The organism is Pseudomonas syringae KCTC 12500, from assembly GCF_000507185.2.
In the GTDB taxonomy this organism is placed as follows: Bacteria; Pseudomonadota; Gammaproteobacteria; order Pseudomonadales; family Pseudomonadaceae; genus Aquipseudomonas; species Aquipseudomonas syringae.
In genome coordinates, this window is the sequence record NZ_AYTM02000002.1 from 4,152,313 (window position 1) to 4,176,917 (window position 24,605).

Consider the following 24,605-nt stretch of genomic DNA (forward strand, 5'->3'; position numbering starts at 1 on the left):
GGATCTCCGATCTTTTGGATCAGTCATTGTGAAAAAAAATCACCAATATTCGGTCTGCAACACTTAACCGAGCCACTGGCATCCCGTGCAGAGTAGAAACACTGTCATCATCTTCCCGCGAAATCGCCTGGTTTCACACGTCCCCCTTGGCGATTCGCAAACTAATCTTGCCTCCCGGTTTCGCTTTCGCCCGATCTGATCTATACCTTGGGTTCAACGTTTTGTGAGGCGAGGAGCTTTCAGATGTCAGACGCAGATCAGGTACAAAAGTCGCAACCTTCTCCCAGCCAGAGCCACGATGACGTGATTGCTCAGTTCAAGTGGCAGGGCAAGCAGATCGACTGGTTGCTGCAATGGCTGGTCAAGTTTGTTGCCAACACCAAGGTTGAGATGGGCGTGACGCTGTCGGTGGGCGGGAATCTGGTTTCCGGGCATCTGATTTCTCACGATGCGTATTTCGAGCAGTTGGCCGACGATATCTCGGCACCGTTCAGCTCGTTCGCCAACGGTACTGACGCGACCATGAAAGAGATGATCCTGTCCTTCAAGCCCGGTGAGTCGTCTGAAGACACCCCGGCCTTCCATTTCCTTCACTTGAAGGACTGCCGCACCTACTCTACTGACGGCAACCCGATTTGTGATGCCGGTGTGCTGTGGCGGGGCCGGATCTCGGCCGTCGATGGGTTCACCATCGGGCTTATCGCCGAAAAGCCTGACGCAGCCTGACCCTTTGAAGCCTCGACGTCCGTCGGGGCTTTTTCACTCAGTCTCATGATCGCTTCCGGAGTGCTGAATGCACTGGCTGGTCATGGGACGCTGCGTCTGTAATAGCGTCACTTAGCCACTCTTTGCGCGACAAAATGTCGCAAGCCGAGGTCAGGCGAGTAATATGTTCGCCCTGACCTTATCTGCCGAATGGTTTTCGGCATGGCCTGATAGAGAGCTGGCGACAAGAAAAAACAACAAGAACTGAGCCAGGCTGCCCGCCCCGGTCGACATAAAGAATTAATGAGTAGACGAAAAAGGCGATTAGAGAAAATGACCAAAACTTCGCGACCTTTGTACATTTCCTACGCAGGACCCTCACTGCTGGAAATGCCCCTGCTGAACAAAGGCAGTGCCTTCACCCCGCAAGAGCGGGTCGAATTCAATCTGATCGGGCTCCTGCCGCAGAACGTAGAGACGATCGAAGAGCAAGTCACCCGGGTCTACAGCCAGTACAAACAGTGTGCCAGCGACCTGGACAAGCATATCTACCTGCGCTCGATCCAGGACAACAACGAAACCCTGTTTTTCCGCCTGCTCGACTCCCACCTGGACGAGATGCTGCCGATCATCTACACGCCGACGGTGGGGCAGGCCTGTCAGGAATTCTCCAAGATCTACCGCACGCATCGCGGCCTGTTCATTTCCTACCCTGAGCGCGACCGCATCGATGACATTTTGCGCAGCGCGACCAAGGACCGGATCAAGATCATTGTCGTGACCGACAGCGAGCGAATTCTCGGTCTGGGCGATCAGGGCATCGGCGGCATGGGCATCCCGATCGGCAAACTGTCGCTGTACACCGCTTGTGGCGGGATCAGCCCGGCGTACACGCTGCCGATCGTGCTGGATGTCGGCACCAACAACCGTGAGCTGCTGGACGACCCGATGTACATGGGCTGGCGTCACGAGCGGGTATCGGGCAAGGAATACGAAGACTTCATCGCGCTGTTCATCGACGCGGTGCAGCGTCGCTGGCCTGACGTGTTGCTGCAGTTCGAAGATTTCGCCCAGTCCAACGCCATGCCGTTGCTCGAAAAGTACCGCGACGAACTGTGCTGCTTCAACGATGACATCCAGGGCACCGCGTCGGTCGCTGTGGGTACGTTGCTGGCAGCCTGCAAGGCCAAGAATGAAACCCTCGGCCAGCAGAAGGTGGTGTTTGTCGGTGCCGGTTCGGCAGGCTGCGGGATCGCCGAGCACATCATCGCAGCGATGCGCATCGAAGGCCTGAGCGAAAGCGAAGCGCGCAAACGCATCTTCATGGTTGATCGTTTCGGCCTGTTGACCGAAAGCATGGACAATCTGCTCGACTTCCAGAAACGACTGGCGCAAAAGACTGCCGACGTGTCTGGCTGGACTGCCGGCTCGGAAGCCTTCCCGCAATTGCTCGATGTAGTCACCCACGCCGGGGCCACCGTGATGATCGGTGTGTCCGGGCAGCGCGGTCTGTTCACCGAGCAAGTGATTCGCGAACTGCACAAGCATTGCGCCAAACCCCTGGTAATGCCGCTGTCCAATCCGACGTCCAAAGTGGAAGCCACTCCGGAAGAAATCCTGCGCTGGACCGACGGCAATGCACTGGTAGCCACCGGGAGTCCGTTTGCGCCAGTGGAAATCAACGGTCGCACGGTGCACATCGCGCAGTGCAACAACTCCTACATCTTTCCGGGCATCGGCCTCGGCGTGGTGGCCTGTAAGGCATCGCGCATCACTGACCGGATGCTCATGGCGGCGTCCAATGCGCTGGCCGAGTGCTCGCCGATGGTGACAGGGAAGGGTGATGCGGTGTTGCCGCCGCTCAAGGAAATCCAGCAGGTCAGCCGCAAGATCGCCCTGGCTGTGGCCAGGGAAGCGCAAGCCGAAGGGCTGGCACTGGAAACCACCGAAGAGGCGCTGCTTGAGGCCATCGAGCGCAATTTCTGGTTGCCGGGCTATCGGGCCTATCGTCGTCGCTCGGTCTGATCAGGCGCGTTTGAACGGCTGATGTCTCCGCAAGCTTGCTTGCGGAGACACGCTGCTCGCAAATGCGTTAATGCTGCAACGCATTTCTTTACAGTGAAATAAGCTTCATTCAACCCAATCCTCTCACCGTTTTCACATAAAATTGATGATGCGCTGCCTACAGTGCGCGCCATCGGGGCGTTCACTGGCTCCTGAATGCCCGATGCATATTAATTCGATAAGCAGACCACGATGCCGACACCCAGAACTGTTCGTCCAGAGGTTGTAACCCTACTTGCCAGTGCGTTTCTGTTACTGGGTTTCAATATCAATCTCTGGCAGCATCTTTTCTCGATTACCAGCGCCGATAGCAAAGGGTTGGCCATGCGCTTTGCGTTTGGCTTGATGATTTTCTGCGTGTTCAATATCGTTTTGACGCTGTTGGCATTCCGTCGTGTGTTTAAACCGGTGTTGATCAGTCTGTTTATGATCAGCGCGGGGGTGGTTTATTTCATGACCGAATACGGGGTCATGATCGACGCCGGCATGTTTCGAAACTTCGCCGAAACCAACGTGACGGAAGTGCAGGGGCTGCTGTCTTTAAAACTGGCCTTGTATATCCTTCTGCTGGGCGTAGTGCCCTCGTTGATACTCTGGAAACTGCCGATCAGCTACCGTCGCTGGCACCTTGAACTGTTCAGCAAACTGTTGGTGACGGTGGCGTGCTGCGTGGCAATCGGCGGCGTTGCACTGGCCAATTACCAAGGACTGTCGTCATTGTTCCGCAATCACCATGAATTGCGCCTGATGGTGGTGCCAAGCAATTACATTGGTGCGTCGCTGGGCTACCTGAGTGAACAGGTGATCTCCGCAAGGCGCCCGTTCGTCAAGATCGGCGAGGACGCCAAACGTTCTGCGGACTGGGCCACGCATGCCCGCAAATCCTTGACCGTGCTGGTGGTCGGCGAAAGTGCCCGGGCCGAGAACTTCGGAATCCTTGGCTACGGTCGTAACACCACGCCCAACCTGAACAAGGAAAGCGGGCTGGTGGCGTTTACCGATGTGTATTCCTGCGGCACTGAAACCGCCGTGTCGGTGCCTTGCATGTTTTCCAATATGGGACGCAAGAATTACAACGCTACCCAGGCGCGCAATCAGGAAGGCTTGCTGGATGTACTGAAGCGCGCGGGCATAGACGTGATATGGCGTGACAATCAGGCTGGCTGCAAAGGCACCTGCGATCGAGTGACCTTTCAGGACGTGAGCAATCTCAAGGACCCGCTGTTGTGCAACAACCATGAATGCCGGGACGAGATACTCTTGCAAAACCTGCAGACCTTTATCGACAGCCTCGACAAGGACACCGTGCTTGTTCTGCACCAGATGGGCAGCCACGGGCCTGAATACTACAAACGTTACCCAAAAGAGTTTGAAAAGTTTACCCCGGTGTGTGAAAGCAATGCGTTGAACAATTGCAGCCGGGACAGCATCGTCAATGCGTACGACAATACGTTGTTGTACACCGACCATGTACTGGCCACGCTGATTGATCTTTTACGCGCCAATCAAAATAAGGTCGATACCGCCATGGTGTATCTGTCTGACCATGGCGAGTCGCTGGGCGAGTACAATCTGTTCCTGCACGGCACGCCTTATGTGCTGGCGCCTGATCAGCAAAAGCATGTGCCGATGATGGTCTGGTTGTCCGATAACTATCAGAAGTCCTTTGCCGTCACGCCGGAGTGTCTGGCCAAACAGCGTAATGCCCCCTTGAGCCAGGACAACCTTTTCCATTCCATGCTCGGCCTGTTAAAAGTCGATACCAAGGTTTATGACCCCAGCCTCGATATGTTTGCCGGGTGCCGCAGCGAGTTGGCGGCCACCGACAAGTAACCACGTGCGCGGCGTTCCGGGTATTGATCGTCCTCTCACGTTATGGGGACGATCATCGGCAGCGCGTCTGCCCGGCAATAGCTCCTCCTGTCCGTCATTTGCATGAAGATGCGCCAGACCCGGACGACAGACGCGCGATAATCTCCCATGACGATATATACTGCGCGCCATTGTTGAAGGGAGAGCCGTGTGGCCATCGATATTCACTGGATTCGCGACGACGACAGCCTCGCCCGGCATTGCGCACAATGGCAGTCACTGCCTTTTGTGGCGCTCGACACCGAGTTTATGCGGGTCGACACTTTTTATCCGATCGCTGCGCTGCTGCAGATCGGCGACGGGCAGAGCGCCTGGCTGATTGATCCGTTGCTGATCAACGACTGGCGGCCGCTGTCTGCGTTGCTCGAAAACCCCGACGTCATCAAGGTGGTGCATGCGTGCAGCGAAGACCTCGAGGTGCTGCTGCGCCTGACCGGCAGCCTGCCGGTTCCGCTGTTTGACACCCAGTTGGCAGCTGCCTACCTGAACCTGGGTTTTTCCATGGGTTACTCGCGTCTGGTTCAGGAGGTCCTCGACATCGACCTGCCCAAGGGCGAAACCCGCTCCGACTGGCTGCAACGCCCGCTGTCGGAAACGCAGATCAGCTACGCGGCCGAAGATGCCGTGCACCTGGCCGAGCTGTTCACCATCCTGCGCCCGCGCTTGTCCGACGACAAATACGCCTGGCTGCTGGATGACGGCGCCGAACTGGTCGCCAACCTGCGCCGTGAGGTGGACCCGTACGAGGTGTATCGCGACGCCAAGCTGGCCTGGAAGTTGTCCCGCGCCCAGCTAGCCGTGCTGCGCGAGTTGTGTGCCTGGCGCGAGCGCGAGGCGCGTGCCCGCAACCTGCCGCGCAACCGTATAGTGCGTGAGCACTCGCTCTGGCCATTGGCCAAAACCCAGCCGGACAACCTCGGCGCACTGGCACGGATCGAAGACATGCACCCGCGGACGGTCCGCCATGACGGCGAGTTTCTGCTCGAGCTGATCAAGACCGCGAGCGTGCTGCCTCCGGAAGAGTGGCCACCTGCGTTGCCCGAGCCGTTGCCCATCGATGCGGCCGGGTCGATCAAGCGTCTGCGTGCCATCGGTCAGCAGTACGCCGAGCGACTGGACATGGCCCCGGAGCTGATGCTGCGCAAGAAGACCCTCGAAGCCCTGCTCAAGAGCGGCTACCCCGACGGTCCTTACCAATTACCCGACTCGCTGCGTGGCTGGCGTCGCGAGTTGATGGGTCAGGCGCTGCTGGACAGCCTGGCCACCCCCGGAGAACCGTCTTGAAGCGCATCTGCTCGATTTATCGCAGCCCGAAAAGAAACGAGATGTACCTTTACGTCCTGAAGAGCGACGTCCTCAAGCGTGTGCCGCCCGAGCTGATGGTGGCCTTCGGCAAGCCGGTTCATGCGTTCGATCTGGTGCTGAGTCCCGAGCGGGCGCTGTCGCGCGAAGATATCAATGTGGTGCTGGAGAACCTCGACAGCCAGGGCTATCACTTGCAGATGCCGCCGGCTGAAGACGATTACATCGAGCACTTGCCCGAAGAGCTGCTGCGCCGCAACGATCCCATGTAATCGTTGCTCACGTTGTAAAGCGGCCCACATCGACGTGGGTTGCCTGTCCTGTTTTTAAGGTTTTTGAAACATGCGCGTTCTGATTGCCGAGCACGATTACCACGTTTACACCCAATTGTTGCGCAAGGCTGCGCCTGATCTGGAAGTTTTCAGCACTGGCGATTCTGCCGAGTTGTCGCGCATGGCCAGCGACTGCCCGGTCTGGCTGGGACAGCCCGACCTGATGGCCAATCTGCTGCGGCAGGGGCACACGCCGCAATGGCTGCAATCCACCTGGGCGGGCATCACGCCGCTGCTGGCTGACAGCCTGTCGCGGGATTATCGCCTGACCCGTGCAGTCGGGATTTTCGGCCAGGTCATGGCTGAGTTCGTTTTGACCTACATGCTCGGCCATGAGCGTGAGGTGCTGGCGCGCCTGATGAGTCAGGTCGAGCGCAAGTGGGACAACCGAACCGGGCAGAGCCTGGCGGGCCGCAAGGCATTGATCGTCGGTGCCGGTGATATCGGTCAGCGCGTTGCCGAGTTCCTCCTGCCGTTCGGCGTGCAGGTGTACGGTGTGGCCTCCAGTGCACGCACTCAGGAACCGTTCATTGAAGTGACAGCGTTGTCAGACATGACGCGCCTCCTCGGCGACATGGATTACGTCATCAACCTGCTGCCCAACACGTCCGAGACGCACGACCTGTACGACGCCAAGTTGTTCGCCAGCTTCAAGCCCACGGCGCTGTTCATCAACGTCGGACGCGGGGTGGCTGTTGTCGATGCGGATCTGGTCGAGGCGTTGAAGGAAGGGCATCTGGCTGGCGCGGTGATTGACGTCTGCCGTCAGGAGCCTTTGCCGCAGCGGCATCCGTTCTGGACTGCCTACGGTCTGCTGTTGACCGGTCACAGCTCGGCGCCTACCTCGCCAGTGGCCATGACCGAGCTTTTCGTGCATAACCTGAACGCTTTTCAGGCAGGAGAAGCGCTGCGCGGAGAGGTCGATTTTTCGCGAGGTTACTGACGCCCTTGCCAACGAGCCGACGTTTCAGGCGTCGGCTCGCAGGCATTGATGACGGCAGACAGTCGGTTATAGCGAAAAATCACCTTCGGCGGCCAGTTCTGCCAGCGGCTTGCGCGGGCTTGGCACTTCGCGGCCTTGCAGGTAGTCCGGCAAGGTCGATTTGTCCCCCAGCTTGCCAATCGCGATGGCCGCATGCACTGCGTAGCCTTCGGGAATATTCAACTCCTTGCGGGTCAGATCCTGATCGAAACCGGCCATGCCGTGGGTGTGCCAGCCGCTCAGGCTGGCCTGCAGTGCCAGGTAACCCCATGCCGAACCCGTGTCGAAGGTGTGCCACAGGGCAGGGCTCTCTTCGCTTGCGCCGGGGGCGACGAAGGTGGTTTTGGAAATGACGATCACCAAGGCCGCTGCGTGTTGTGCCCAGCTGCGGTTGAACTCGTTCAGCAAGCCGAGGTAACGCTCCCAGTTCGGCGTATCGCGACGTGCATAGAGAAAGCGCCAGGGCTGCGAGTTATACGCTGAGGGCGCCCAGCGTGCGGCTTCGAAAAAGCTCAGCAGGGTTTCCTGGTCGATGCTTTCGCCGCTGAAGGCACGTGGCGACCAGCGTTCGGTGAATTGCGGGTCGATAGGGTGATCGGCGATGCGAGGGTTCGTGCTCATGAGAGTCCTTGATAGCGAAGGTTGAAAACGAGCGTGGCTTGATGGGCCGTGGTCGGCAGGCATCGCTTGAACGCACTGAAAACCCGTTAACGCTACTGTTTTGCCCCGTCGCTGACAAGTCCCGGCTACCGGCAGTCGCAAATGCTTGGCCCGCACCTCGTGTACCTCTAGACTGGCGGCCTTTTCATTATCGATACCGTTATCCGAACCATGGCCGCTAAAGTTGAACCCTTCTGGATTCGCAAGACCCTTGACCAGCTCGACACCCAAGAGTGGGAGTCGTTGTGCGATGGCTGTGGCCTGTGCTGCCTGCAGAAGCTTGAGGATGAGGAAGACAACGCGGTTTATTACACGCGAATTGCCTGCAAGCTGCTGGATCTGAAAACCTGTCAGTGCTCCGACTATGCAAACCGTCGTGCCTCGGTGCCCGATTGCATTCAGCTGACGCCTGGTCAGGCAGATGAATTCAAATGGCTGCCACCGACCTGCGGCTATCGTCTGGTCAGCGAGGGCAAGGATTTGCCGCTCTGGCACCATCTGGTGTGCGGTGATCGCACGGCCGTGCATCACGAACGCATCTCCCAGTCAGGCCGCATGCTCAGCGAGAACACTGTGGCCGAGGACGACTGGGAGGATTACCTGATTTTTCGCGCGGGGTGAACGCTTAAATGACCGGCTTTGGCTCGGTCAGCGCGTCCATGCCTTTGGCAGCCGCCGTCTTCACGGCATCTTCAGCGTCGTCCTTGAGGTTATTCAGTTGCGCACCGGCACGTTCGATGGTCGAGCGTGCGCTTTGCAGATCGCTGCGGCCTTTTTCCATCAGGCTCTTGGCCGAGCAGTGGCCACTGATGCCGCGCGCCAGAGCCGCGCCGCCGATGGCCAATTGGATCAGGCCCAGAAAGCCGCCACGACGGACGCCTTTACCCATCAGCAGTACGCCGCCAGCCAGCGAGCCGATACGCTCCCAGCCGTTTACGTTCTGCTCGGGGGTGCGTTGAAGCAGTTCAGGTGTGTCGATGCGTTCGATGATTGGTGTGTCGCGCATGATGGCTCTCCATGAGGTAGTAGGTCGGAGTTGGCAAATTGGAAGCAGTTGCTCGATTCAGAGAAACTGACTGCCCGTGCGCGACACAGGTTCAATGCTTTTCCGTCAGCGGTCGCTGGCCGGATCAATTTTCTCGCGACCGAACTGCGGGCCCGAACGGGTATTGATACCTTTGGCCATGCGGTCATAGAGGACCACATTGACGGTCGCCGCCAGATTCATGCAGCCCTCGGTCGGGATATAGACCACGTCTTCACACCAGTCGCGAATCTCCTGATCCAGCGAGCCATCTTCCGGGCCGAAGATATACAGTGCGCGATCAGGGTGCGTGTATTCGGGCAGCGCACGGGCGCCGTCGACCAGTTCGACAGCCACCGGAATGCAACCCAGCGGCAGAATGCTTTTGAGGTCTTCGATGCCGATCAGCGGGATGTCCTGATGGATTTTCTTGGTGTCGGTGATGAAGTCCCGCGCGCGCTCATAGCGTTTACCGGTATAGAACACCGACGCCACGCCGTAACAGCCGGCGGCACGCATGACGGAGCCGACGTTTTCCGGGGACTTGGGGTTGTAAAGACCGATGCAGGCGTACCGTTTGTTGGCCACGGGGAGGGTGCTCTGAAGAAAACCGGGGATTATACGGCAGCCTCAGAGCAATGCCATTGACTGTGTTCAGAACCACATGCGCACGCCGACCACCAGTCGCGCGTCCTGGGTGTCTTCGTCGTCTTCGCGTGCGTAATCGGCGGTCTTGCCGTAGGAGCGGTCCCAGCTCACCCCGACATAAGGGGCGAATTGCGGGGTGATTTCGTAACGCAGTCTGAGGCCGAACTCGCTGGTCGACAGGCCCGAACCGTTGCCGCGTTGCGGGTCGTTCTTGCCGTAGAAGTTCAGCTCAGCGGTGGGTTGCAGCACCACATTGCTGGTCAGCTGGAGGTCGTAGTCGGCTTCCAGGCGAGCGGCGGTCTGCCCGGCTTCGCCGATGAACGCGGTGGCCTCGATATCCAGATCCGAAATGGCTTGGCCCTGCAGGCCGAAGGCGGCCCAGGTTTGCGGTGCGCCCGGCTTGAAATCCTGACGTGCTCCGGCGACCACGTCCCACCAAGGGCTGATCGAGTGGCCCCACAACGCCTGGATTTCCGCTTCTTCGGTCTTGCCGTTGGTTTGCTCACCTTCGGAGCGCAGCAGCAGGCGGTCGATATCACCGCCAATCCAGCCGGACAGGTCCCAGGCCAGCGCGCTGCCATCATTGGCGTCTTGCCATTCCAGCTTGTCGGCCAGAAAGTAACTGTTGATGGCGCTGTCATGGACCTGATGGCCCGCGTGGCTGGTGTACACCGCAGCCCGGTCCGCATCAGTGATCGGCGGGATCGGGGTTCGGCTCTGGGTGGGCGCAGTCTGCGTCGAGGTCGCGTCCTCGCTGTCGCTGGCGTCCATGTGCATCGCATGGCTGCCGTGGTCCATGCCTTCCATTCCGGCGGCCATGCTCGAGGTCCACGGTGCAGCGGTCAGCCCGGCGGCCAGCAACAGCATCGGCAGGCGGGGCGAATTCAGCGTTCTGCTCAACATCAAGGTCCTCATTCTTCCACCCGCACTTCGCGGAACATGCCCATTTCCATGTGGTACAGCATGTGACAGTGATAAGCCCAACGGCCCAGCGCATCGGCGGTCACCCGATAGCTGCGGCGTGACCCCGGTGGCATGTCGATGGTGTGTTTGCGCACCATGAACCGGCCGTTTTCATCTTCGAGGTCGCTCCACATGCCATGCAGATGGATGGGGTGGGTCATCATCGTGTCGTTGACCAGCACGACACGCACCCGCTCACCGTATTTGAGCATCAGCGGTTTGGCGTCCGAGAACTTCACACCGTCGAACGACCAGGCGAATTTTTCCATGTGCCCGGTCAGGTGCAGCTCTATCGTGCGGCTCGGCTCACGGCCGTCCGGGTCTTCGAAGGTGCTGCGCAGGTCAGCGTAGGTCAGGACTCTGCGGCCATTGCCCCGGAGGCCGATGCCCGGATCGTCGAGCTTGGGCGAGGTGCTCATGGCTTGCATGTCGACCAGCGGGTTGTTGTTTTCGCTTTCTGGGTGCGATTGCGGGGTCGGCGTTTTGTAGGCAGGCATCTGCGCGTGGTCCATTGCGGGCATCGCGTCGTGGCCCATCTTGCTGTGGTCCATGCCTGACATGTCGTGCTTTGCCGGGGCTGCGGCGTGGTTCATGCTGCCATGCTCCATGCCCGCCATACCCATATCGTCCATGCTCAACAGCGGGCGTGGATCGAGAGGCGGCACGACAGCCAGCAGGCCGGGCCTGCTGGCCAGGGTGCCACGGGCATAACCGGTGCGGTCCATCGACTGGGCGAACAGGGTATAGGCACCTTCCGCCGGTTCGACAATCACGTCGAAGGTTTCCGCCACTGCGATGCGCAACTCGTCGACGGTCACCGGCTTGACGTGCTGGCCGTCGCTGGCCACCACGGTCATCTTCAGGCCCGGAATGCGCACGTCGAAGTACGTCATTGCCGAGCCGTTGATCAGCCGCAGTCGGATCCGCTCGCCAGGCTTGAACAGCCCGGTCCAGTTCATGTTCGGCGCCTGACCGTTCATCAGGTAGGTGTAGGTCGCACCGCTGACATCCGCCAGATCGGTCGGGTCCATCCTCATCTTCGCCCACATCCAGCGATCCTTGGTGGTCTCGCTCCAGCCTTTTTCACCAACATCGTTGATGAAGTCACCGACGGTGCGCTGGTTATTGTTGTAGTAATCGGACTGTTTCTTGAGCGTTTTCATCAGTTGGACCGGCTCTTCGTCGGTCCAGTCGCTGAGCATGATCACGTGTTCGCGTTCATATTCGAACGGCTCCGGCTCTTTCGCATCGATCACCAGCGGCCCGTAGACCCCCGACTGTTCCTGGAAGCCGGAGTGGCTGTGATACCAGTAAGTGCCGTGCTGCCTGACCTTGAAGCGGTAGACATACAGGCCATCCGGCGCGATGCCGTCAAAGCTCAACCCCGGCACGCCGTCCATGTTGGCCGGCAGGATGATGCCGTGCCAGTGGATGGATGTGGCTTCGTCGAGCCGGTTCTTGACCCTCAGCGTCACGGTGTCGCCTTCGCGCCAGCGCAGCAGCGGGCCAGGGATGCCACCGTTGATGGTCTGCGCGGTCCTGGCATTGCCGGTGATGTTGACCTGGGTTTCGCCGATATACAGATCGAACTCGGTGCCGGACAACCCGTTGGGCTGCCCCGGATTGGCCACTGCCCACGCCGGGCTGCGCCACAGCCCGAGGCCGCCGAGCAGGCCACTGGCGGCCAGCCCTTTCACAAAGGTTCGTCTTGAGGTTCGGGTGGGCATGACAAAGTATCCGGTCGGTCGGGTGGCCGCAGGCTAGGGGAAGTGCGGGTCGGGCGGGGGAGCGTGGCTGGTCGGAGGTACGGGGGTCACTCGTCCTTTTTCATCAGCCCGGCCAGTGCAGCGAACGGGTTGTGGGTGGCCTTGGCGGTTTTCGGACTGCCCAGAGAGCCATCGGCGAAGTACTGCTGATCGGTGTAGCGCGAGTGCTCGTTATCGTGGCAATACAGGCACAGCAGCTCCCAGTTGGAGCCGTCCTGCGGGTTGTTGTCATGGTTGTGGTCGCGATGGTGTACGGTCAGTTCGCTGAGGCGTTTGCCTGCGAACTCGCGCGCGCAGCGGCCGCAAACATGCGGGTACATGCGCAGCGCCTTGTCGCGGTAGCCCATCTCGCGATCGCGCTGGGCGTCGGCCAGGATGCGGTCCAGCTTGGCAGTATGGGAAGGGGGATTGGCCGTGCTCATGGTGTCACCTGTGCGTGTGCGCATTGAAAGCGGAATGTCGGCAAGTTTAGCGCCAGATGGGCAAACTCACACCTGCTGGGAGAGTAATTGACCATCGACCATGCGCAGGCGCTTGGACAACGAGATGGCCAAGGCGCGAATGATCTTGGCGGCGATTTTCGGCGCGTCCTCAAGCATCTTGTCCAGTGAATCACGGCCCAGGTTCAATAGCTGGCAACTGGTGGCTGCGATACAACTGGCCGAACGGCGCTCGCCATCCAGCACTGCCATTTCCCCAAAGGCGCGTCCGCGCCGCAGAACGGCGATTTCCACCTGTTGGCCGTCTGCAGCAAGCTTCTGCACAGACACGGTGCCCTGATGGATGATGCACATGAAGGTTCCGGCATCGCCCTCGGCGAAAATAGTCTCGCCCTTATCGATATCGGTAATGCTGAAATAGCCGGCTACGGTAAAGAAATCGCCCGGCAGCAGCGTGTCGAACAGGCCGCAATCCAGCAGCATGTCGCGTATGGCGTTGTTCAGGTTGGACAGTGGTTCTGACATGTGAGGTCTGGTAATCCTGACAAAGGGGCAACTCCGCTGCCCCCGATCCTAGCAAGACAGGTGTTTCACACCAAGTTCATTCAGCGATCTGCAATACCTTGAAGATAAACGCGTACTCCAGCGCCACATCACGCAAGCCCTGATAGCGACCGCTCATGCCACCGTGCCCGGCACCCAATTCGGTCTTGAGCAGCAATGGATTGTCGTCGGTCTTGGTGGCGCGCAACTTCGCGACCCATTTGGCGGCTTCCCAATACTGCACGCGGCTGTCGTTGTAACCGGCGATGACCAGCATGGCCGGGTAGGCCTGGGCGGTGACGTTTTCGTAGGGCGCGTAAGCCTTGATGCGCGCGTAGACCTCGGGCTCCTGCGGGTTGCCCCATTCGTCGTATTCGGTGACGGTCAGCGGCAGGTCCGGGTCGAGCATGGTGTTCAGCACGTCGACGAACGGCACTTCGGCAATCGCTGCCTTGAACAGCTCGGGGCGCTGGTTGAGGACTGCACCGATCAACAGGCCACCGGCGCTGCCACCGCTGATCACCAGCTGTTCGGCGCTGGTCAGACCCTGGGCGACAAGGTGTTCGGCGCAGGCAATGAAATCGCCGAAGGTGTTCTGTTTGTGTTCCTGCTTGCCGTTGCGATACCAGGCCTCGCCCAGCTCGCCGCCGCCGCGCACATGGGCAATGGCGAACGCTACGCCACGGTCGAGCAGGCTCAGACGGGCGTGGGAAAACCACGGGTCGAGGCTCTCGCCATAGGCGCCGTAGCCGTACAGATACAGCGGGGTGGCCTGTCCGGCCAGTTCGCGCTTGACCACCAGGCTGATCGGCACCTGGGTGCCATCGCTGGCCGTGGCCCACAAACGCTGGCTGACATAGGCATCGGCGTCGAAGGTGCCCAGTACCGGGGTTTCCTTGAGCACCACCTGCTCGCCGCTGGCCAGGGTCAGTTGACGGACCTGGGCCGGACGGTTCAGCGACTGGTAGCGCAGGCGGATTTTGTCGCTGTCGAATTCCAGCGTGTCCTGCACATACAGGCTGTAGGCGGCATCAGGCAGCTGGACGCGATAGGTCGGCAGCGCCTGAGGACGTACTTCGATGATCGGCAGGCCGCCCTCGCGCAGGCTCAGGCTGATGCCTTTGGCGTTGAGGCTGACGCCTTCGAGCATGACCTTGTCGTCGTGCGCGACCAGCGTCTGCCAGTCCTCGCGCACCGGTACGCCACTGGCTTGTTGCGCTGCTTGATACAGCGCGAAGTTGATGCCGCTCTGATTGCTGCGGATGAACCAGGTCCAGACGCCATCGAGCAGTCCGTGGTCCGGGTAGTATTCGTGACCTTCGCTGCGCGGTGCGAGGCAGGTGAAGGCCTGTTGCGGATGATCGGCGTCCAGCACCCAGGCTTCGCTGGTGGTTTTGCTGTTGAGCAGAATGATCAGTTGGCGCTCGGAACTGCTGCGGAAGCAGTGCAGGAAGAAGCGGCCGTCCGGCTCGTCGAAAACCAGCTCGGCCGATGCCGTGCCCAGGGTATGGCGATGCAGCTTGCCTGGGCGATGGGTGTCGTCCAGCTCGCCGAAAAACAGGGTCTGGCTGTCGTTGGCCCAGGTCATGCTGCCGTCGCAGTTTTCGAAGGGCAGGCTGCTGATCTGACCGGTGCTCAGCTCCTTGACGTAAAGCTCGTACACCTCGTCGCCACTGGTGTCCAGGCTGTAGGCCAGACGCTGGTGGTCAGGGCTGATGCTGAATGCACCCAGCGAGAAAAAGCCGCCATCGGCCATCTCGTTAGGGTCGAGCAACAATTCCTCGGCGCTTTCATCCACCGTGTTGCTGTCGTCGACCGGGCGCGGGCAGCGGTAGTGACGGGCGTATTCGTCGCCTTGTGTGGTGCGGGTGTAATAAAGGTACGGCCCCCAGGGGGAGGGCAGCGACAGGTCGGTTTCGAGGATGCGGCCCTTGATTTCCTCGAACAGGCTTTCGCGCAACCCGGCCTGCTCTGCCAGTTGCTGCTCCTGCCAGGCGTTTTCGGCCTTGAGGTAGTCGAGCACTTCGTCGGTGTCGCGGTTCTGCAGCCAGGCATAAGGGTCGGGACCGTCGGCCTTGCGAGCGATCGGGGCGCTGGAGGTTGCATTCGAGAAGGACATGCTGGGCTCTCTGTTAAGGCATCAATCAGGAAAATATCGGTACACGCTGAACCGAATACTGAAGCGAGGCAAGCCGCGTCAGGCAAAAGCCGTTATCATAAGCGCCTCTTTACCTGGCTTACCACGGACGTCATGACCGAAAACGACTATCTGATCGCCTGGAGCGTCTACGCCTTCGCCGCGTTGGGTTGCCTGCTTGTATGGTTTCTGATGACCCGCTGGATGTGGCGGTATCTCAAGGAGCCTTTGCTGGTGGCGGTCGCGGTGCTGCTGTTTACGCCGACCATGGTCGACCCTGCCAAGGATGCGATGGCGCCAGCCGTGGCGATCACCGCGCTTGACCTGATGTTCAAGGTCGGCAGCAACGTCTGGACCGCCGTGTCGGACCTGGCCATGTATGGCATGTTCGCCTTCGCCGCGTACCTGCTGTTCGTGCTGATCCGCTGGCCGATCGAACGCAGCCGCAAGGCCCGCCAGCCCAAGCCTGCCGCCCAGCCTGTCGAAACAGACCCTGCTGACGAACCTTTCGCCGAAGACGATCACTACGCTCGCAAGAACGCTGCGCCTCTTGCGCCGACCAGGGCTGCGCGGGTCGAGCCGCGGCTGTAGCTCCCGCTTCGTTGGCAAGCGCCGCTACCTGCGGCGCGCGACCTGCTGCAAAACGTCTTGAAGCGAGAACCTGAGCATGTGTGAACTACTGGGCATGAGCGCCAATGTCCCGACCGACATAGTCTTCAGCTTTACCGGGCTGATGCAGCGGGGCGGCCGCACCGGTCCGCATCGCGATGGCTGGGGCATTGCCTTCTACGAGGGCCGTGGACTGCGCCTGTTTCAGGACCCGGCAGCCAGCAGTGAATCGGAAGTCGCCCAACTGGTGCAGCGTTATCCCATCAAGAGTGAAGTCGTGATTGGCCATATTCGTCAGGCCAACGTCGGCAAGGTCTGCCTGTCCAATACCCATCCTTTCGTGCGTGAGCTCTGGGGCCGTAACTGGTGCTTTGCCCATAACGGCCAATTGGCGGATTTCACCCCGGGCGTTACTTTTTACCGGCCGGTGGGCGATACCGACAGCGAAGCGGCATTCTGCGACTTGCTCAATCGCGTCCGCGAAGCCTTTCCCGAACCCGTCGACGTCGAGGAATTGCTGCCCACGCTGATCCAGGCGTGTGCTGAATACCGCAGTAAGGGCGTGTTCAACTGCCTGTTGAGCGACGGTGACTGGCTGTTTTGCTTTTGCAGTACCAAACTGGTTCAGATCACCCGCCGAGCTCCGTTCGGTCCGGCAAGGTTGAAAGATGTCGACGTGATTGTCGATTTTCAGGCTGAAACCACACCGCACGACGTGGTCACGGTCATCGCGACCGAACCCTTGACCGAGAACGAAAACTGGAACCGCTATGAACCGGGCCAGTGGAGTCTGTGGCGCAAGGGCGAGAGCGTGGCGCAAGGTTCGGTCGGGACCGTCACCGAGACGGCCAGGTCGTAAGACACCATCACATCGGCTTAATGGATAAAGAAGAAGAGGGATATTAATGCTGCGAAGTTATCTGCGATTGGTCCTGTTCACCATAGGCCTGCTGTTCGGGGTACAGATTCCCGGCTTCATCAGTGATTACAGCAAGCGTGTCGAAGCGCATCTGATCGAGGCGCAGCAAGCCGTGAAGGGCTATACCGCCACCGCACAGCAGTTCTTCAAGGGCGATATCCAGGCGCTGATCCAGCACTATCGCAGCAGTGAAGACCCGGTTTTTCGCAGTGATGCGGACACCATCGACACCCTGATGAACCGCACGCACATCCTTGAGCGTCAGTGGCTCGGGCTTCAGGGACCTTGGTATTCCAAAGCCATCTTCGTGGCTACCTCTTCCGATCCGGATATCCGTCGCGAGACCTTCAATGGTTATACGTGGCAAGTTCTGCTGGCCCCGGAAGTGATTGCCTGGGGCATCATCAGCGCATTGCTGCTGGCGCTGGTGATCGAAAGCTTCGTGCTGTTGCTTGGCTGGGTGGTCCACGGCGGACGACGCAAGCCTCAGCTCGAACGCGACTGGAATTGACTCTGGGGCGGGGCGTAGCGAAACATCGGTGGGCAGTTCATATGACTGCCCGTGTTTCATTACGTAGATAGGCGAGTACTGTTTCAGGTGCGTTCCACATCAGCACGTCGATGATTGAAAGGTTTTCGACGAAATTCATAGGTCCCGTGGAATAACTGAATGAAGCGGGCTCGAGAAACCTCAGTTCTATGCCTCTTTCCTGCCACTCGCCGGGTATGAAGATTTCGCGTCCACCTGTGGCATTGATGTACTGGCGCGCTTTCAACACGGTGCTTATTTCCAGCGCCCATTGGCCCGCATGTTCAATGGGCGGCAGATCAAGGTTCATCGCTGCACAGCTTTCCCAGTCAAAGCTCATGCCTAAATACTCGCAGACCACTTTCAGCGCGCGTGTATTGAGTTCACACAGGTGGGTGGCAGGTGTGCCGAATGTCTGCTCGACCACCTGCAAGGTTTCCCGAAAGTAGGGTGCCTTGCTTCGATAGTGTTCGAGCTGATTCGTGATTCGTCGGTGGGCACAGGCAAGGTCGATGATGGTCGCGTCCTTGATCAGTGCGCCCTCGCTGACACAGACCGGAACATTGATGTATTGCCAGTCGCCTTTGCTGCCCAGTACCCGATTGCGGTTCATCCAGCTTTTGCGTTTGTATTTGACGATGTCGAAGACCAGCCCGCGCTGGACCGCCGCAATGAGCTGGAAGTAACCGATGTAGGGGAAAAAGTAAGGCTGCATGATCCCGAGCGTTTCGTTCATAAGTAACCCGCGACGTCGCGACGGCTGCTCAGGCAAAACGATGGAGTAACTGCATAACGATCTACTCAATCAGCGCTTTTCCGTCTGATCGGTTGTGTGGAGCTGCCAGTGTAGTTCAGGGTGGCAAAATGATCATGCTGCTGATCGGATTGTGCCAGCCGGTCGAGGACCGGCTTATACCGTATTGGCAGCATCCTTATTTCATTTCGCCAGGTAGCGCATGCCTTCTTCCAGACCGCTCAGGGTTAGCGGATACATTTGCCCCTCGATCAAATCACGCACGATATGCGTCGAAGTGGTGTAGTCCCAGGCATCTTTCGGGTAGGGGTTGATCCAGATGATCTTCTTGAATTTGGCCATGAAGCGCTGCATCCATACATAGCCCGCCTCTTCATTCCAGTGTTCGACACTGCCGCCGGGCTGGGTGATTTCATAGGGCGCCATCGAGGCGTCGCCTATGAAAATCACTTTGTAGTCCTCGCCATACTTGTGCAGCAGGTCCTGGGTGGCGGTCCGCTCCGAGCTTCTGCGCTGGTTGTTCTTCCACACCGATTCATAGATGAAGTTATGGAAGTAGAAATACTCCATATGCTTGAACTCGGTCTTGCACGCGGAGAACAGCTCTTCACAGACCTTGATGTGCGAATCCATCGAGCCGCCGATGTCGAACAACAGCAATAACTTGATGGTGTTGCGCCGCTCCGGGCGCATCTGAATGTTCAGCAGGCCCGCATCGCGTGCGGTGTGATCGATGGTGCTGTCGATGTCCAGTTCATCCGCAGCTCCCTGACGAGCGAACTTGCGCAGGCGACGCAGGGCCACCTTGATATTGCGTGTCCCCAGTTCAACCTGATCGTCCAGGTTTTTATATTCGCGCTGGTCCCAGACTTTGACGGCCTTGCCTTTGCGCTCGCCTGCATCGCCGACGCGGATGCCCTCCGGGTTATAGCCACCCGAACCGAACGGGCTGGTGCCACCGGTGCCGATCCATTTGTTGCCACCGGCATGGCGTTCCTTCTGTTCTTCCAGGCGTTTCTTGAACTCCTCGATCAGTTTGTCGAGGCCGCCCAGCGACTGAATCTGCGCGCGTTCCTCGTCCGTCAGCGAACGCTCGAACTCTTTGCGCAGCCAGTCTTCCGGGATCAACGCCTGCAAATGCTCGTCGAGATTTTCCAGGCCATTGAAATATGCGCCGAAGGCCCGGTCGAACTTGTCGAAATGGCGCTCGTCCTTGACCAGAATCGTGCGCGCCAGAAAGTAGAACTCATCGATGTCGGCGAAGACGACCCGCTGTTTCAGCGCATTGATCAGGTCCAGCAGTTCACGCAGAGACACCGGCACTTTGGCCGCGCGCATTTCGTTGAACAGGTTGAGCAGCATGGCTGTCGCCCTTTTACATGGCAGGTTGGATAGACACGATCAGCGATTGCCGCGACGGCTCATGAACGCCAGACGTTCCAGTAAGTGCACGTCCTGCTCGTTCTTGACCAGCGCGCCGGCCAGTGGCGGAATCGCCTTGGTCGGATCGCGTTCGCGCAGCACGGCTTCACCGATGTTGTCGGCCATCAGCAGCTTCAGCCAGTCGACCAGCTCGGATGTGGAGGGCTTCTTCTTCAGCCCCGGCACCTTGCGCACGTCAAAGAATACATCCAGCGCTTCGCTCACCAGGTCTTTCTTGATGTCCGGGTAATGCACATCGACGATGCGTTGCAGCGTGGCCCGATCCGGAAAGGCAATGTAGTGAAAGAAGCAGCGACGCAGAAAGGCGTCCGGCAGCTCCTTCTCGTTGTTGGAGGTAATGATGATGATCGGTCGCTTTTTGGCCTTGATGGTTTCATCGATCTCGTAAACGTAGAACTCCATCTTGTCGAGTTCCTGCAACAGGTCGTTGGGGAACTCGATATCGGCCTTGTCGATTTCGTCGATCAGCAGAATCACACGCTCCTCGGACTCGAAGGCTTCCCAGAGCTTGCCCTTTTTCAGGTAATTGCGTACGTCGTGGACCTTGTCGACGCCCAGTTGCGAGTCGCGCAGACGACTCACCGCATCGTATTCGTACAGGCCCTGATGGGCCTTGGTCGTGGACTTGATATGCCAGGTAATCAGTTTCGCGCCGAAGGACTCGGCCAGTTGCTCGGCGAGCATGGTCTTGCCGGTGCCGGGCTCGCCCTTGACCAGCAGTGGACGCTCCAGCGTGATGGCCGCGTTGACCGCCAGCTTGAGATCGTCAGTGGCAACGTAGGCCGGCGTACCTTCGAACTTCATTGATCCATCCTTTTTCGCATGGGCGCGCGTAACCGGTCGGCACGCACGCCTTAAGAGGGGCAAGCAATGCCTTGACTATAACGTGGCTGCCCGAGTGCTGTGAACGAAGACGCCTCATTCAGTTCTTGACTCATGGGTACACTTAAAAACCATTCGGTCGGCTCCAAGCCTTGTAGAATAAGGCTTATAGCGAATTCGGATTGTGACACATGCCCCGATATTCAGGTTCCGCATGGTCCACAAGCCGCCAACACACGACCGTGACACGTGCCCCGGAGAAAGACGAATGTCCTACTTGTCCCGACGCGACGGACGGTATCACTACCGACGCAGGTTTCCTGCTGATGTGGCTCTCATTGTTGGACGTGCTGAGTTTCGTAAGGCGCTTGGCACTGCTGATAGGGCAGAGGCGCTGAGGCTTGCACGACAGGTGTCAGTAGAGTTCGACAAGATATGTGCTCAGGCAGTGCAGGGGCACTGTGGCGATGTCAGACCGATAGGCGACGAGTTACCGGGCGTAGATGCCAATGCAGTTCTGAGTGGCTTACAGGCTGTTGTAGAGCGCGTCACATTGGCCGCAGTGCAGGCAATGCACCCAAGAGGACAGCGCTTAGCTAAAAGTTGGCAGGCTGAGCTGGAGTGGCAGGAGAGGGCGTGGCAGGCGGTTGCAGATGGTACGCATATGGACGCAGCTAAATACCACCCGTTGGAAGCTATGGCCGCACTCAAGGCAATACGCGCAGTGCGTGACGGCTCCCCTATGCCGCTAGCTGCGCCTCCCGTGGCTGCGGAAGTTCGTGCGCCTCAGCAGCAGCGCGCAGTTGAGGGCGATCACCGGACAGGGGGAGAGTTCGCAGAAGCTCTCGACGGATACTGCCAGCGTGTCAGCTCCGGTCGTGCATCCATCATGCGTAAGCTGTGTAGCGATGTTCTCAGCTGGCCCAGTACCCAGGCGGAACAAGTGCAGCGCATCATGCAGTACGCCGAGGGAAAGCTCGCCAGCGGTGGTAAGGCAAGTTCAGTGCATACACAAGCAGCGGGGTTGATCACAATCCTGCGTGAGCTGCCGGGGTGGAGTGGCATCTCTTTGCCTAGGACTGGTGCAGTCGCAAGAGCTGTCAGGGCAGGGGCTGGCCTTTCCAAAGAGGCGAGGGACCCCATGCCGCTGGATGTTCTCGACAATGTGCACAAGAGCCTGGCTGCTCGCGGCGATGAAGTGGATGCGACAGCAGCGCGGTTGCTTGTTCGGTATGGCCTACGCCCGATAGAGCTGTTGCAGGAGGGTTTAGACGCGCTATCAGAACGTGTAGACATTCTCGGCAAGCGTGAGCTGGTGTTCCGTGCTGGGTTGTCAGGTGCCAAGAACTCCGCCAGTCGGAGAGACTTGCCGGTGCACAATGATGACATCTCAGCATTCAAGCTCGTCCTGGCCGCAGTAGACTTGCCTGAGAATGCTACAAAGCACCAGAGGGAGCGGCGCGGTAGGCAACGTGTTACGCGACTAAGCGCAGCTGTTCGTATTGGATTACGGGGACATCCCGAGGGATTGAGCCTGTACAGCCTCCGGCATACTTGCGCTGACCTGTTACGTGCAGTTGGTGCGTCAGGCGAAGAGGTGGGAGCAGTGCTTGGACATACGAGCAAAGGCTCAAGGGCAACGAGTATATACGGCGGGAGCGCACCGCTCGACCGACCTAGGGCATTGCTGGCAGCGGTACGCAACCTACTGGGCTGAATCAGGATGCGGAGTTCTATACACGGCCTAAAAATGCTGCCTTCGTGCGCTAGGGCTTCTCCAATTCGGTCACGCCGTCTTACCCCGTGGGGCACTACAGCCAGCGAGCATCCTCTCAATCACCGGGAGTTTGATTAGCGATGGCCCATCTACTGGTGATGGGCCTGTACCTAATTACTTTCTGGCTGCATCGTAGTCGTCATCACCTATGACTGGCGCAGTCGGACCCTGGTCATTTAGGAGGGTGATAGAGTATTCACAGTCTTTCAGGTTGTGATAACTCTCAGAGCTTACTGCGATGATCTTTGCGTTCTTGGCCTTGAATCTCCAGCGCCATTCCTTCTTTTCGTCTTTATAAATGTAGAAGTACGCTACCTCAGCCATCGTGTTCTCTCCTTAGAAAGCCACCACTCATGTGATGACGACCTAACGCTATCAATGTGTGATGGGCTATGTCTACAGGCGCTGCATGCTTCCAGCTAGCTCAAATGGTACACGCTGTGAGCTATGCGCCATCGGGGGTGATTAGGTGGCTCAAAGGTGTTGACATTTATTGAGCTAGTAGTCAGTATGTGAGCCATAGGTTCTGAGCTACTCAGGCCGCCCACTCAGGATTCACATCATGGCTACCATCGGATATGTGCGCGTCTCCACTCACGACCAAAGTGTCGATGCCCAAAAGCACGGCCTGTCCGATACATACAACGTGGAGGAGTGGTACGAGGACAGTGGTGTATCTGGCGCTGTGAAGGCCTTGGATCGTCCAGGCTTTGCTGCCCTTGTAGCGTACGTACGTCGTGGGGATACGCTAGTGGTGAGCGCTGTAGACCGCTTGGGGCGCGATACACTGGACGTGCTGAACACTGTAGAGGTATTGCAGGCGAAGGGCGTAAGCATCATTTCCAAGCGCGAGGGCTTCGACCTGGGTACGCCTATGGGCAAAGCGATGCTCACCATGCTGGCTGCTGTGGCTGAGCTGGAGCGTTCAAATATCAAGGCGCGGCAGATGGCAGGTATTGAGCGCGCCAAGGCCGAGGGTAAGGCTCTAGGCCGCGAGAAGGTGATAGACGATGCACAGGTTAGCGCGTGGCGCGTTGCCCAAGGTGCCAGTATCAAGGCGACTGCCGAGCATTTCAGCATCTCGATTGCGTCGGTTAAGCGCGCCTGTGCTGCAGTCTGACCAGTCATTGGCACTCCGCACACCATGTCCGGTTTGAAGTGACATACATAGGTAAGAACGCAAAGGCTATGAACTGGGCCGGATGGCCTAACGGAAGTTCCTCCCGGTTCGGGCTGATTGGTAGATATCACATACTGATGAAGAGAGAACCCTATCTCTCTGCCTCTGCCTCTGCCTCTGCGTCGTACCGGTGCACCTGAGTCATGGCAGGGCGAGTGGTGTCTAGTTGGACGTTCTGGATACCACGGCACCACCTAGACCAAAGCCCGATCACGTTTCATATTAGAACCCGATCAGCGCACCCTCTGCATTCGCAAGCTCGTTCAAGCATCCCGCGAAAGCACCAGCATTAATCGCCGCACTTCCCCGCTTTACGCCCGTTCCTGTACTACCACGGCAATCACCTTTGTCCTGTGGACAACTTGCATTAAACCCATCACCACTAGTCCGGAGGCCTCGGCGTGTCTGGTGTTTCCTTTTGCCGTTTTGGCACCTCACGTATTCCAAGGAGTACAGCAAGATGAAATCAAACTACCTCGCTGGCGGACGCAAACCTGTCGGCCAAGCCATGATTATCAGGGCGCTGCGAGCATTAAACGCTCGTCAGGAACCCGCTACCGCAGGCGCAATCCGTCGTCAGGAACCTAGTCTGTCCCGCAGTACATTGATGGCAGGCTTAGCGTCACTAGTCCGCACTGCTGGGTTAATACCGAAGCCGCTTGAGGGTGCCCCATCAATTAACACCTACACCCTGGCTACGTATTCCCATCGAGCTGGCGTTAATCTGAGTGAAACAGACCTTCGGTATTACACCAGAATGGAGAACGCTGCACTTCTGATGCTTTCCGAACATGAACAAGCTAAGGCGGCAATTGCACATGGCGCGTAAACGCAAGGTGACAACCGAGACAGTAAAAGCGAGTGCGCTTGAACTTTTGGACCTAACTCTACAGGCCACAAATAAGCGGTTCGCGGACGCAATCAAGGACGATTATCCGTGTGAAGCCGCTCTTATCTCCGCGTCCGTAGCGTTACTAAAAATGGTTGAGGCAAAAGGTTCACTTACTGATGATGACAAAGCAGGTGATCTAGCTGCCCAGCGTCAGGCATTCAATGATCGCAAGCCAACTCAAACTAAGCACACACCCGAAGACATTGCAGCTTTGTATAAAGGCAACAACTGATGGATTAATC

General features: G+C 58.5%; 26 protein-coding genes. 14 read left to right on the forward strand and 12 right to left on the reverse strand.

What is annotated here, in order from left to right; translation table 11 throughout:
* The first annotated feature begins 243 nt into the window (after positions 1–243).
* From gvpU to V476_RS18965, 6 genes are all read left to right on the forward strand, one after another.
* Positions 244–726 (forward strand): gas vesicle accessory protein GvpU, encoded by a 483-nt coding sequence (gene gvpU, locus V476_RS18940; RefSeq protein ID WP_003345567.1) that lies wholly within the window; start codon positions 244–246, stop codon positions 724–726.
* A 312-nt stretch (positions 727–1,038) separates the two neighbouring features.
* Positions 1,039–2,730, forward strand: a complete 1,692-nt coding sequence (locus V476_RS18945) for an NAD-dependent malic enzyme (RefSeq protein WP_003317398.1) — start codon at positions 1,039–1,041, stop codon at positions 2,728–2,730.
* 231 nt (positions 2,731–2,961) lie between these two features.
* Positions 2,962–4,602 (forward strand): phosphoethanolamine transferase, encoded by a 1,641-nt coding sequence (locus V476_RS18950; protein WP_024664569.1) that lies wholly within the window; start codon positions 2,962–2,964, stop codon positions 4,600–4,602.
* 189 nt (positions 4,603–4,791) lie between these two features.
* The gene (rnd, locus tag V476_RS18955; RefSeq protein WP_003409453.1) at positions 4,792–5,925 is read left to right on the forward strand and encodes a ribonuclease D; all 1,134 of its coding nucleotides are present in this window, start codon (positions 4,792–4,794) and stop codon (positions 5,923–5,925) included.
* Positions 5,922–6,215 (forward strand): YcgL domain-containing protein, encoded by a 294-nt coding sequence (locus V476_RS18960; protein WP_003317401.1) that lies wholly within the window; start codon positions 5,922–5,924, stop codon positions 6,213–6,215. The genes rnd and V476_RS18960 overlap by 4 nt, the downstream gene beginning before the upstream one ends.
* A 70-nt stretch (positions 6,216–6,285) precedes the next feature.
* The gene (locus V476_RS18965; protein ID WP_024960228.1) at positions 6,286–7,218 is read left to right on the forward strand and encodes a D-2-hydroxyacid dehydrogenase; all 933 of its coding nucleotides are present in this window, start codon (positions 6,286–6,288) and stop codon (positions 7,216–7,218) included.
* A gap of 66 nt (positions 7,219–7,284) precedes the next feature.
* On the opposite strand, the gene V476_RS18970 is transcribed toward V476_RS18965, so the two are convergent.
* The gene (locus tag V476_RS18970) at positions 7,285–7,878 is read right to left on the reverse strand and encodes a nitroreductase family protein (protein ID WP_003317403.1); all 594 of its coding nucleotides are present in this window, start codon (positions 7,876–7,878) and stop codon (positions 7,285–7,287) included.
* A gap of 210 nt (positions 7,879–8,088) precedes the next feature.
* Here V476_RS18970 and V476_RS18975 point away from each other — a divergent pair, with 210 nt between their 5' ends.
* On the forward strand, positions 8,089–8,538 hold the full coding sequence (locus tag V476_RS18975; protein WP_003345577.1) for a YcgN family cysteine cluster protein: 450 nt from the start codon (positions 8,089–8,091) through the stop codon (positions 8,536–8,538).
* A 4-nt stretch (positions 8,539–8,542) separates the two neighbouring features.
* Here V476_RS18975 and V476_RS18980 read toward each other — a convergent pair whose 3' ends face one another.
* From V476_RS18980 to V476_RS19010, 7 genes are all read right to left on the reverse strand, one after another.
* The gene (locus V476_RS18980) at positions 8,543–8,923 is read right to left on the reverse strand and encodes a YgaP family membrane protein (RefSeq protein WP_024960227.1); all 381 of its coding nucleotides are present in this window, start codon (positions 8,921–8,923) and stop codon (positions 8,543–8,545) included.
* Between the two features lie 105 nt (positions 8,924–9,028).
* Complete coding sequence (locus V476_RS18985) at positions 9,029–9,529, reverse strand: RNA methyltransferase (RefSeq protein WP_003317406.1); 501 nt, start codon at positions 9,527–9,529, stop codon at positions 9,029–9,031.
* A 66-nt stretch (positions 9,530–9,595) separates the two neighbouring features.
* On the reverse strand, positions 9,596–10,492 hold the full coding sequence (locus V476_RS18990) for a copper resistance protein B (RefSeq protein WP_162839174.1): 897 nt from the start codon (positions 10,490–10,492) through the stop codon (positions 9,596–9,598).
* 8 nt (positions 10,493–10,500) lie between these two features.
* Positions 10,501–12,279 (reverse strand): copper resistance system multicopper oxidase, encoded by a 1,779-nt coding sequence (locus tag V476_RS18995; RefSeq protein WP_032629266.1) that lies wholly within the window; start codon positions 12,277–12,279, stop codon positions 10,501–10,503.
* Between the two features lie 86 nt (positions 12,280–12,365).
* Positions 12,366–12,740, reverse strand: coding sequence for a YajD family HNH nuclease (locus V476_RS19000; protein WP_003317410.1), 375 nt, complete (start codon positions 12,738–12,740; stop codon positions 12,366–12,368).
* A gap of 66 nt (positions 12,741–12,806) precedes the next feature.
* Complete coding sequence (locus tag V476_RS19005) at positions 12,807–13,283, reverse strand: cyclic nucleotide-binding domain-containing protein (protein WP_003345583.1); 477 nt, start codon at positions 13,281–13,283, stop codon at positions 12,807–12,809.
* A gap of 76 nt (positions 13,284–13,359) precedes the next feature.
* Positions 13,360–15,420 (reverse strand): S9 family peptidase, encoded by a 2,061-nt coding sequence (locus V476_RS19010; RefSeq protein ID WP_024959850.1) that lies wholly within the window; start codon positions 15,418–15,420, stop codon positions 13,360–13,362.
* Positions 15,421–15,552: 132 nt separating this feature from the next.
* On the opposite strand from V476_RS19010, the gene V476_RS19015 reads away from it, so the two are divergent.
* From V476_RS19015 to V476_RS19025, 3 genes are all read left to right on the forward strand, one after another.
* Positions 15,553–16,029, forward strand: a complete 477-nt coding sequence (locus V476_RS19015; RefSeq protein ID WP_010420532.1) for a hypothetical protein — start codon at positions 15,553–15,555, stop codon at positions 16,027–16,029.
* Between the two features lie 76 nt (positions 16,030–16,105).
* On the forward strand, positions 16,106–16,906 hold the full coding sequence (locus V476_RS19020) for a class II glutamine amidotransferase (protein WP_017279581.1): 801 nt from the start codon (positions 16,106–16,108) through the stop codon (positions 16,904–16,906).
* Between the two features lie 46 nt (positions 16,907–16,952).
* Positions 16,953–17,477 (forward strand): DUF2937 family protein, encoded by a 525-nt coding sequence (locus tag V476_RS19025; protein ID WP_024959851.1) that lies wholly within the window; start codon positions 16,953–16,955, stop codon positions 17,475–17,477.
* 37 nt (positions 17,478–17,514) lie between these two features.
* Here V476_RS19025 and V476_RS19030 read toward each other — a convergent pair whose 3' ends face one another.
* The 3 genes from V476_RS19030 to V476_RS19040 all read right to left on the reverse strand — a co-directional run bounded on the left by V476_RS19030 (position 17,515) and on the right by V476_RS19040 (position 20,496).
* Positions 17,515–18,231, reverse strand: coding sequence for a WbqC family protein (locus tag V476_RS19030; protein WP_024959852.1), 717 nt, complete (start codon positions 18,229–18,231; stop codon positions 17,515–17,517).
* 201 nt (positions 18,232–18,432) lie between these two features.
* Positions 18,433–19,611, reverse strand: a complete 1,179-nt coding sequence (locus tag V476_RS19035) for a vWA domain-containing protein (RefSeq protein WP_003317418.1) — start codon at positions 19,609–19,611, stop codon at positions 18,433–18,435.
* A gap of 39 nt (positions 19,612–19,650) precedes the next feature.
* The gene (locus tag V476_RS19040; protein ID WP_003407249.1) at positions 19,651–20,496 is read right to left on the reverse strand and encodes an AAA family ATPase; all 846 of its coding nucleotides are present in this window, start codon (positions 20,494–20,496) and stop codon (positions 19,651–19,653) included.
* Positions 20,497–20,782: 286 nt separating this feature from the next.
* Between V476_RS19040 and V476_RS29190 the strand changes: the two genes are divergently transcribed.
* Positions 20,783–22,231, forward strand: coding sequence for a DUF6538 domain-containing protein (locus V476_RS29190; protein WP_024959853.1), 1,449 nt, complete (start codon positions 20,783–20,785; stop codon positions 22,229–22,231).
* 174 nt (positions 22,232–22,405) lie between these two features.
* On the opposite strand, the gene V476_RS19050 is transcribed toward V476_RS29190, so the two are convergent.
* A complete protein-coding gene (locus V476_RS19050) occupies positions 22,406–22,615 on the reverse strand; it encodes a YegP family protein (RefSeq protein WP_024959854.1) in 210 nt (69 codons plus the stop codon).
* Positions 22,616–22,853: 238 nt separating this feature from the next.
* Between V476_RS19050 and V476_RS19055 the strand changes: the two genes are divergently transcribed.
* The 3 genes from V476_RS19055 (at position 22,854) to V476_RS19065 (ending at position 24,595) form a co-directional block, all read left to right on the forward strand.
* Positions 22,854–23,411 (forward strand): recombinase family protein, encoded by a 558-nt coding sequence (locus tag V476_RS19055; protein ID WP_024959855.1) that lies wholly within the window; start codon positions 22,854–22,856, stop codon positions 23,409–23,411.
* Between the two features lie 520 nt (positions 23,412–23,931).
* On the forward strand, positions 23,932–24,300 hold the full coding sequence (locus tag V476_RS19060; RefSeq protein ID WP_024959856.1) for a hypothetical protein: 369 nt from the start codon (positions 23,932–23,934) through the stop codon (positions 24,298–24,300).
* A complete protein-coding gene (locus V476_RS19065) occupies positions 24,290–24,595 on the forward strand; it encodes a hypothetical protein (protein WP_024959857.1) in 306 nt (101 codons plus the stop codon). The genes V476_RS19060 and V476_RS19065 overlap by 11 nt, the downstream gene beginning before the upstream one ends.
* The last annotated feature ends 10 nt before the right edge of the window (positions 24,596–24,605 follow it).

Coding starts and splice junctions, on each gene's coding strand:
- gvpU (WP_003345567.1), top strand. CDS start 244: ATGTCAGACGCAGATCAGGTACAAAAGTCGCAACCTTCTCCCAGCCAG.
- V476_RS18945 (WP_003317398.1), top strand. CDS start 1,039: ATGACCAAAACTTCGCGACCTTTGTACATTTCCTACGCAGGACCCTCA.
- V476_RS18950 (WP_024664569.1), top strand. CDS start 2,962: ATGCCGACACCCAGAACTGTTCGTCCAGAGGTTGTAACCCTACTTGCC.
- V476_RS18965 (WP_024960228.1), top strand. CDS start 6,286: ATGCGCGTTCTGATTGCCGAGCACGATTACCACGTTTACACCCAATTG.
- V476_RS18970 (WP_003317403.1), bottom strand. CDS start 7,878: ATGAGCACGAACCCTCGCATCGCCGATCACCCTATCGACCCGCAATTC.
- V476_RS18975 (WP_003345577.1), top strand. CDS start 8,089: ATGGCCGCTAAAGTTGAACCCTTCTGGATTCGCAAGACCCTTGACCAG.
- V476_RS18980 (WP_024960227.1), bottom strand. CDS start 8,923: ATGCGCGACACACCAATCATCGAACGCATCGACACACCTGAACTGCTT.
- V476_RS18990 (WP_162839174.1), bottom strand. CDS start 10,492: ATGTTGAGCAGAACGCTGAATTCGCCCCGCCTGCCGATGCTGTTGCTG.
- V476_RS18995 (WP_032629266.1), bottom strand. CDS start 12,279: ATGCCCACCCGAACCTCAAGACGAACCTTTGTGAAAGGGCTGGCCGCC.
- V476_RS19000 (WP_003317410.1), bottom strand. CDS start 12,740: ATGAGCACGGCCAATCCCCCTTCCCATACTGCCAAGCTGGACCGCATC.
- V476_RS19005 (WP_003345583.1), bottom strand. CDS start 13,283: ATGTCAGAACCACTGTCCAACCTGAACAACGCCATACGCGACATGCTG.
- V476_RS19010 (WP_024959850.1), bottom strand. CDS start 15,420: ATGTCCTTCTCGAATGCAACCTCCAGCGCCCCGATCGCTCGCAAGGCC.
- V476_RS19015 (WP_010420532.1), top strand. CDS start 15,553: ATGACCGAAAACGACTATCTGATCGCCTGGAGCGTCTACGCCTTCGCC.
- V476_RS19020 (WP_017279581.1), top strand. CDS start 16,106: ATGTGTGAACTACTGGGCATGAGCGCCAATGTCCCGACCGACATAGTC.
- V476_RS19025 (WP_024959851.1), top strand. CDS start 16,953: ATGCTGCGAAGTTATCTGCGATTGGTCCTGTTCACCATAGGCCTGCTG.
- V476_RS19030 (WP_024959852.1), bottom strand. CDS start 18,231: ATGAACGAAACGCTCGGGATCATGCAGCCTTACTTTTTCCCCTACATC.
- V476_RS19035 (WP_003317418.1), bottom strand. CDS start 19,611: ATGCTGCTCAACCTGTTCAACGAAATGCGCGCGGCCAAAGTGCCGGTG.
- V476_RS19040 (WP_003407249.1), bottom strand. CDS start 20,496: ATGAAGTTCGAAGGTACGCCGGCCTACGTTGCCACTGACGATCTCAAG.
- V476_RS29190 (WP_024959853.1), top strand. CDS start 20,783: ATGTCCTACTTGTCCCGACGCGACGGACGGTATCACTACCGACGCAGG.
- V476_RS19050 (WP_024959854.1), bottom strand. CDS start 22,615: ATGGCTGAGGTAGCGTACTTCTACATTTATAAAGACGAAAAGAAGGAA.
- V476_RS19055 (WP_024959855.1), top strand. CDS start 22,854: ATGGCTACCATCGGATATGTGCGCGTCTCCACTCACGACCAAAGTGTC.
- V476_RS19060 (WP_024959856.1), top strand. CDS start 23,932: ATGAAATCAAACTACCTCGCTGGCGGACGCAAACCTGTCGGCCAAGCC.
- V476_RS19065 (WP_024959857.1), top strand. CDS start 24,290: ATGGCGCGTAAACGCAAGGTGACAACCGAGACAGTAAAAGCGAGTGCG.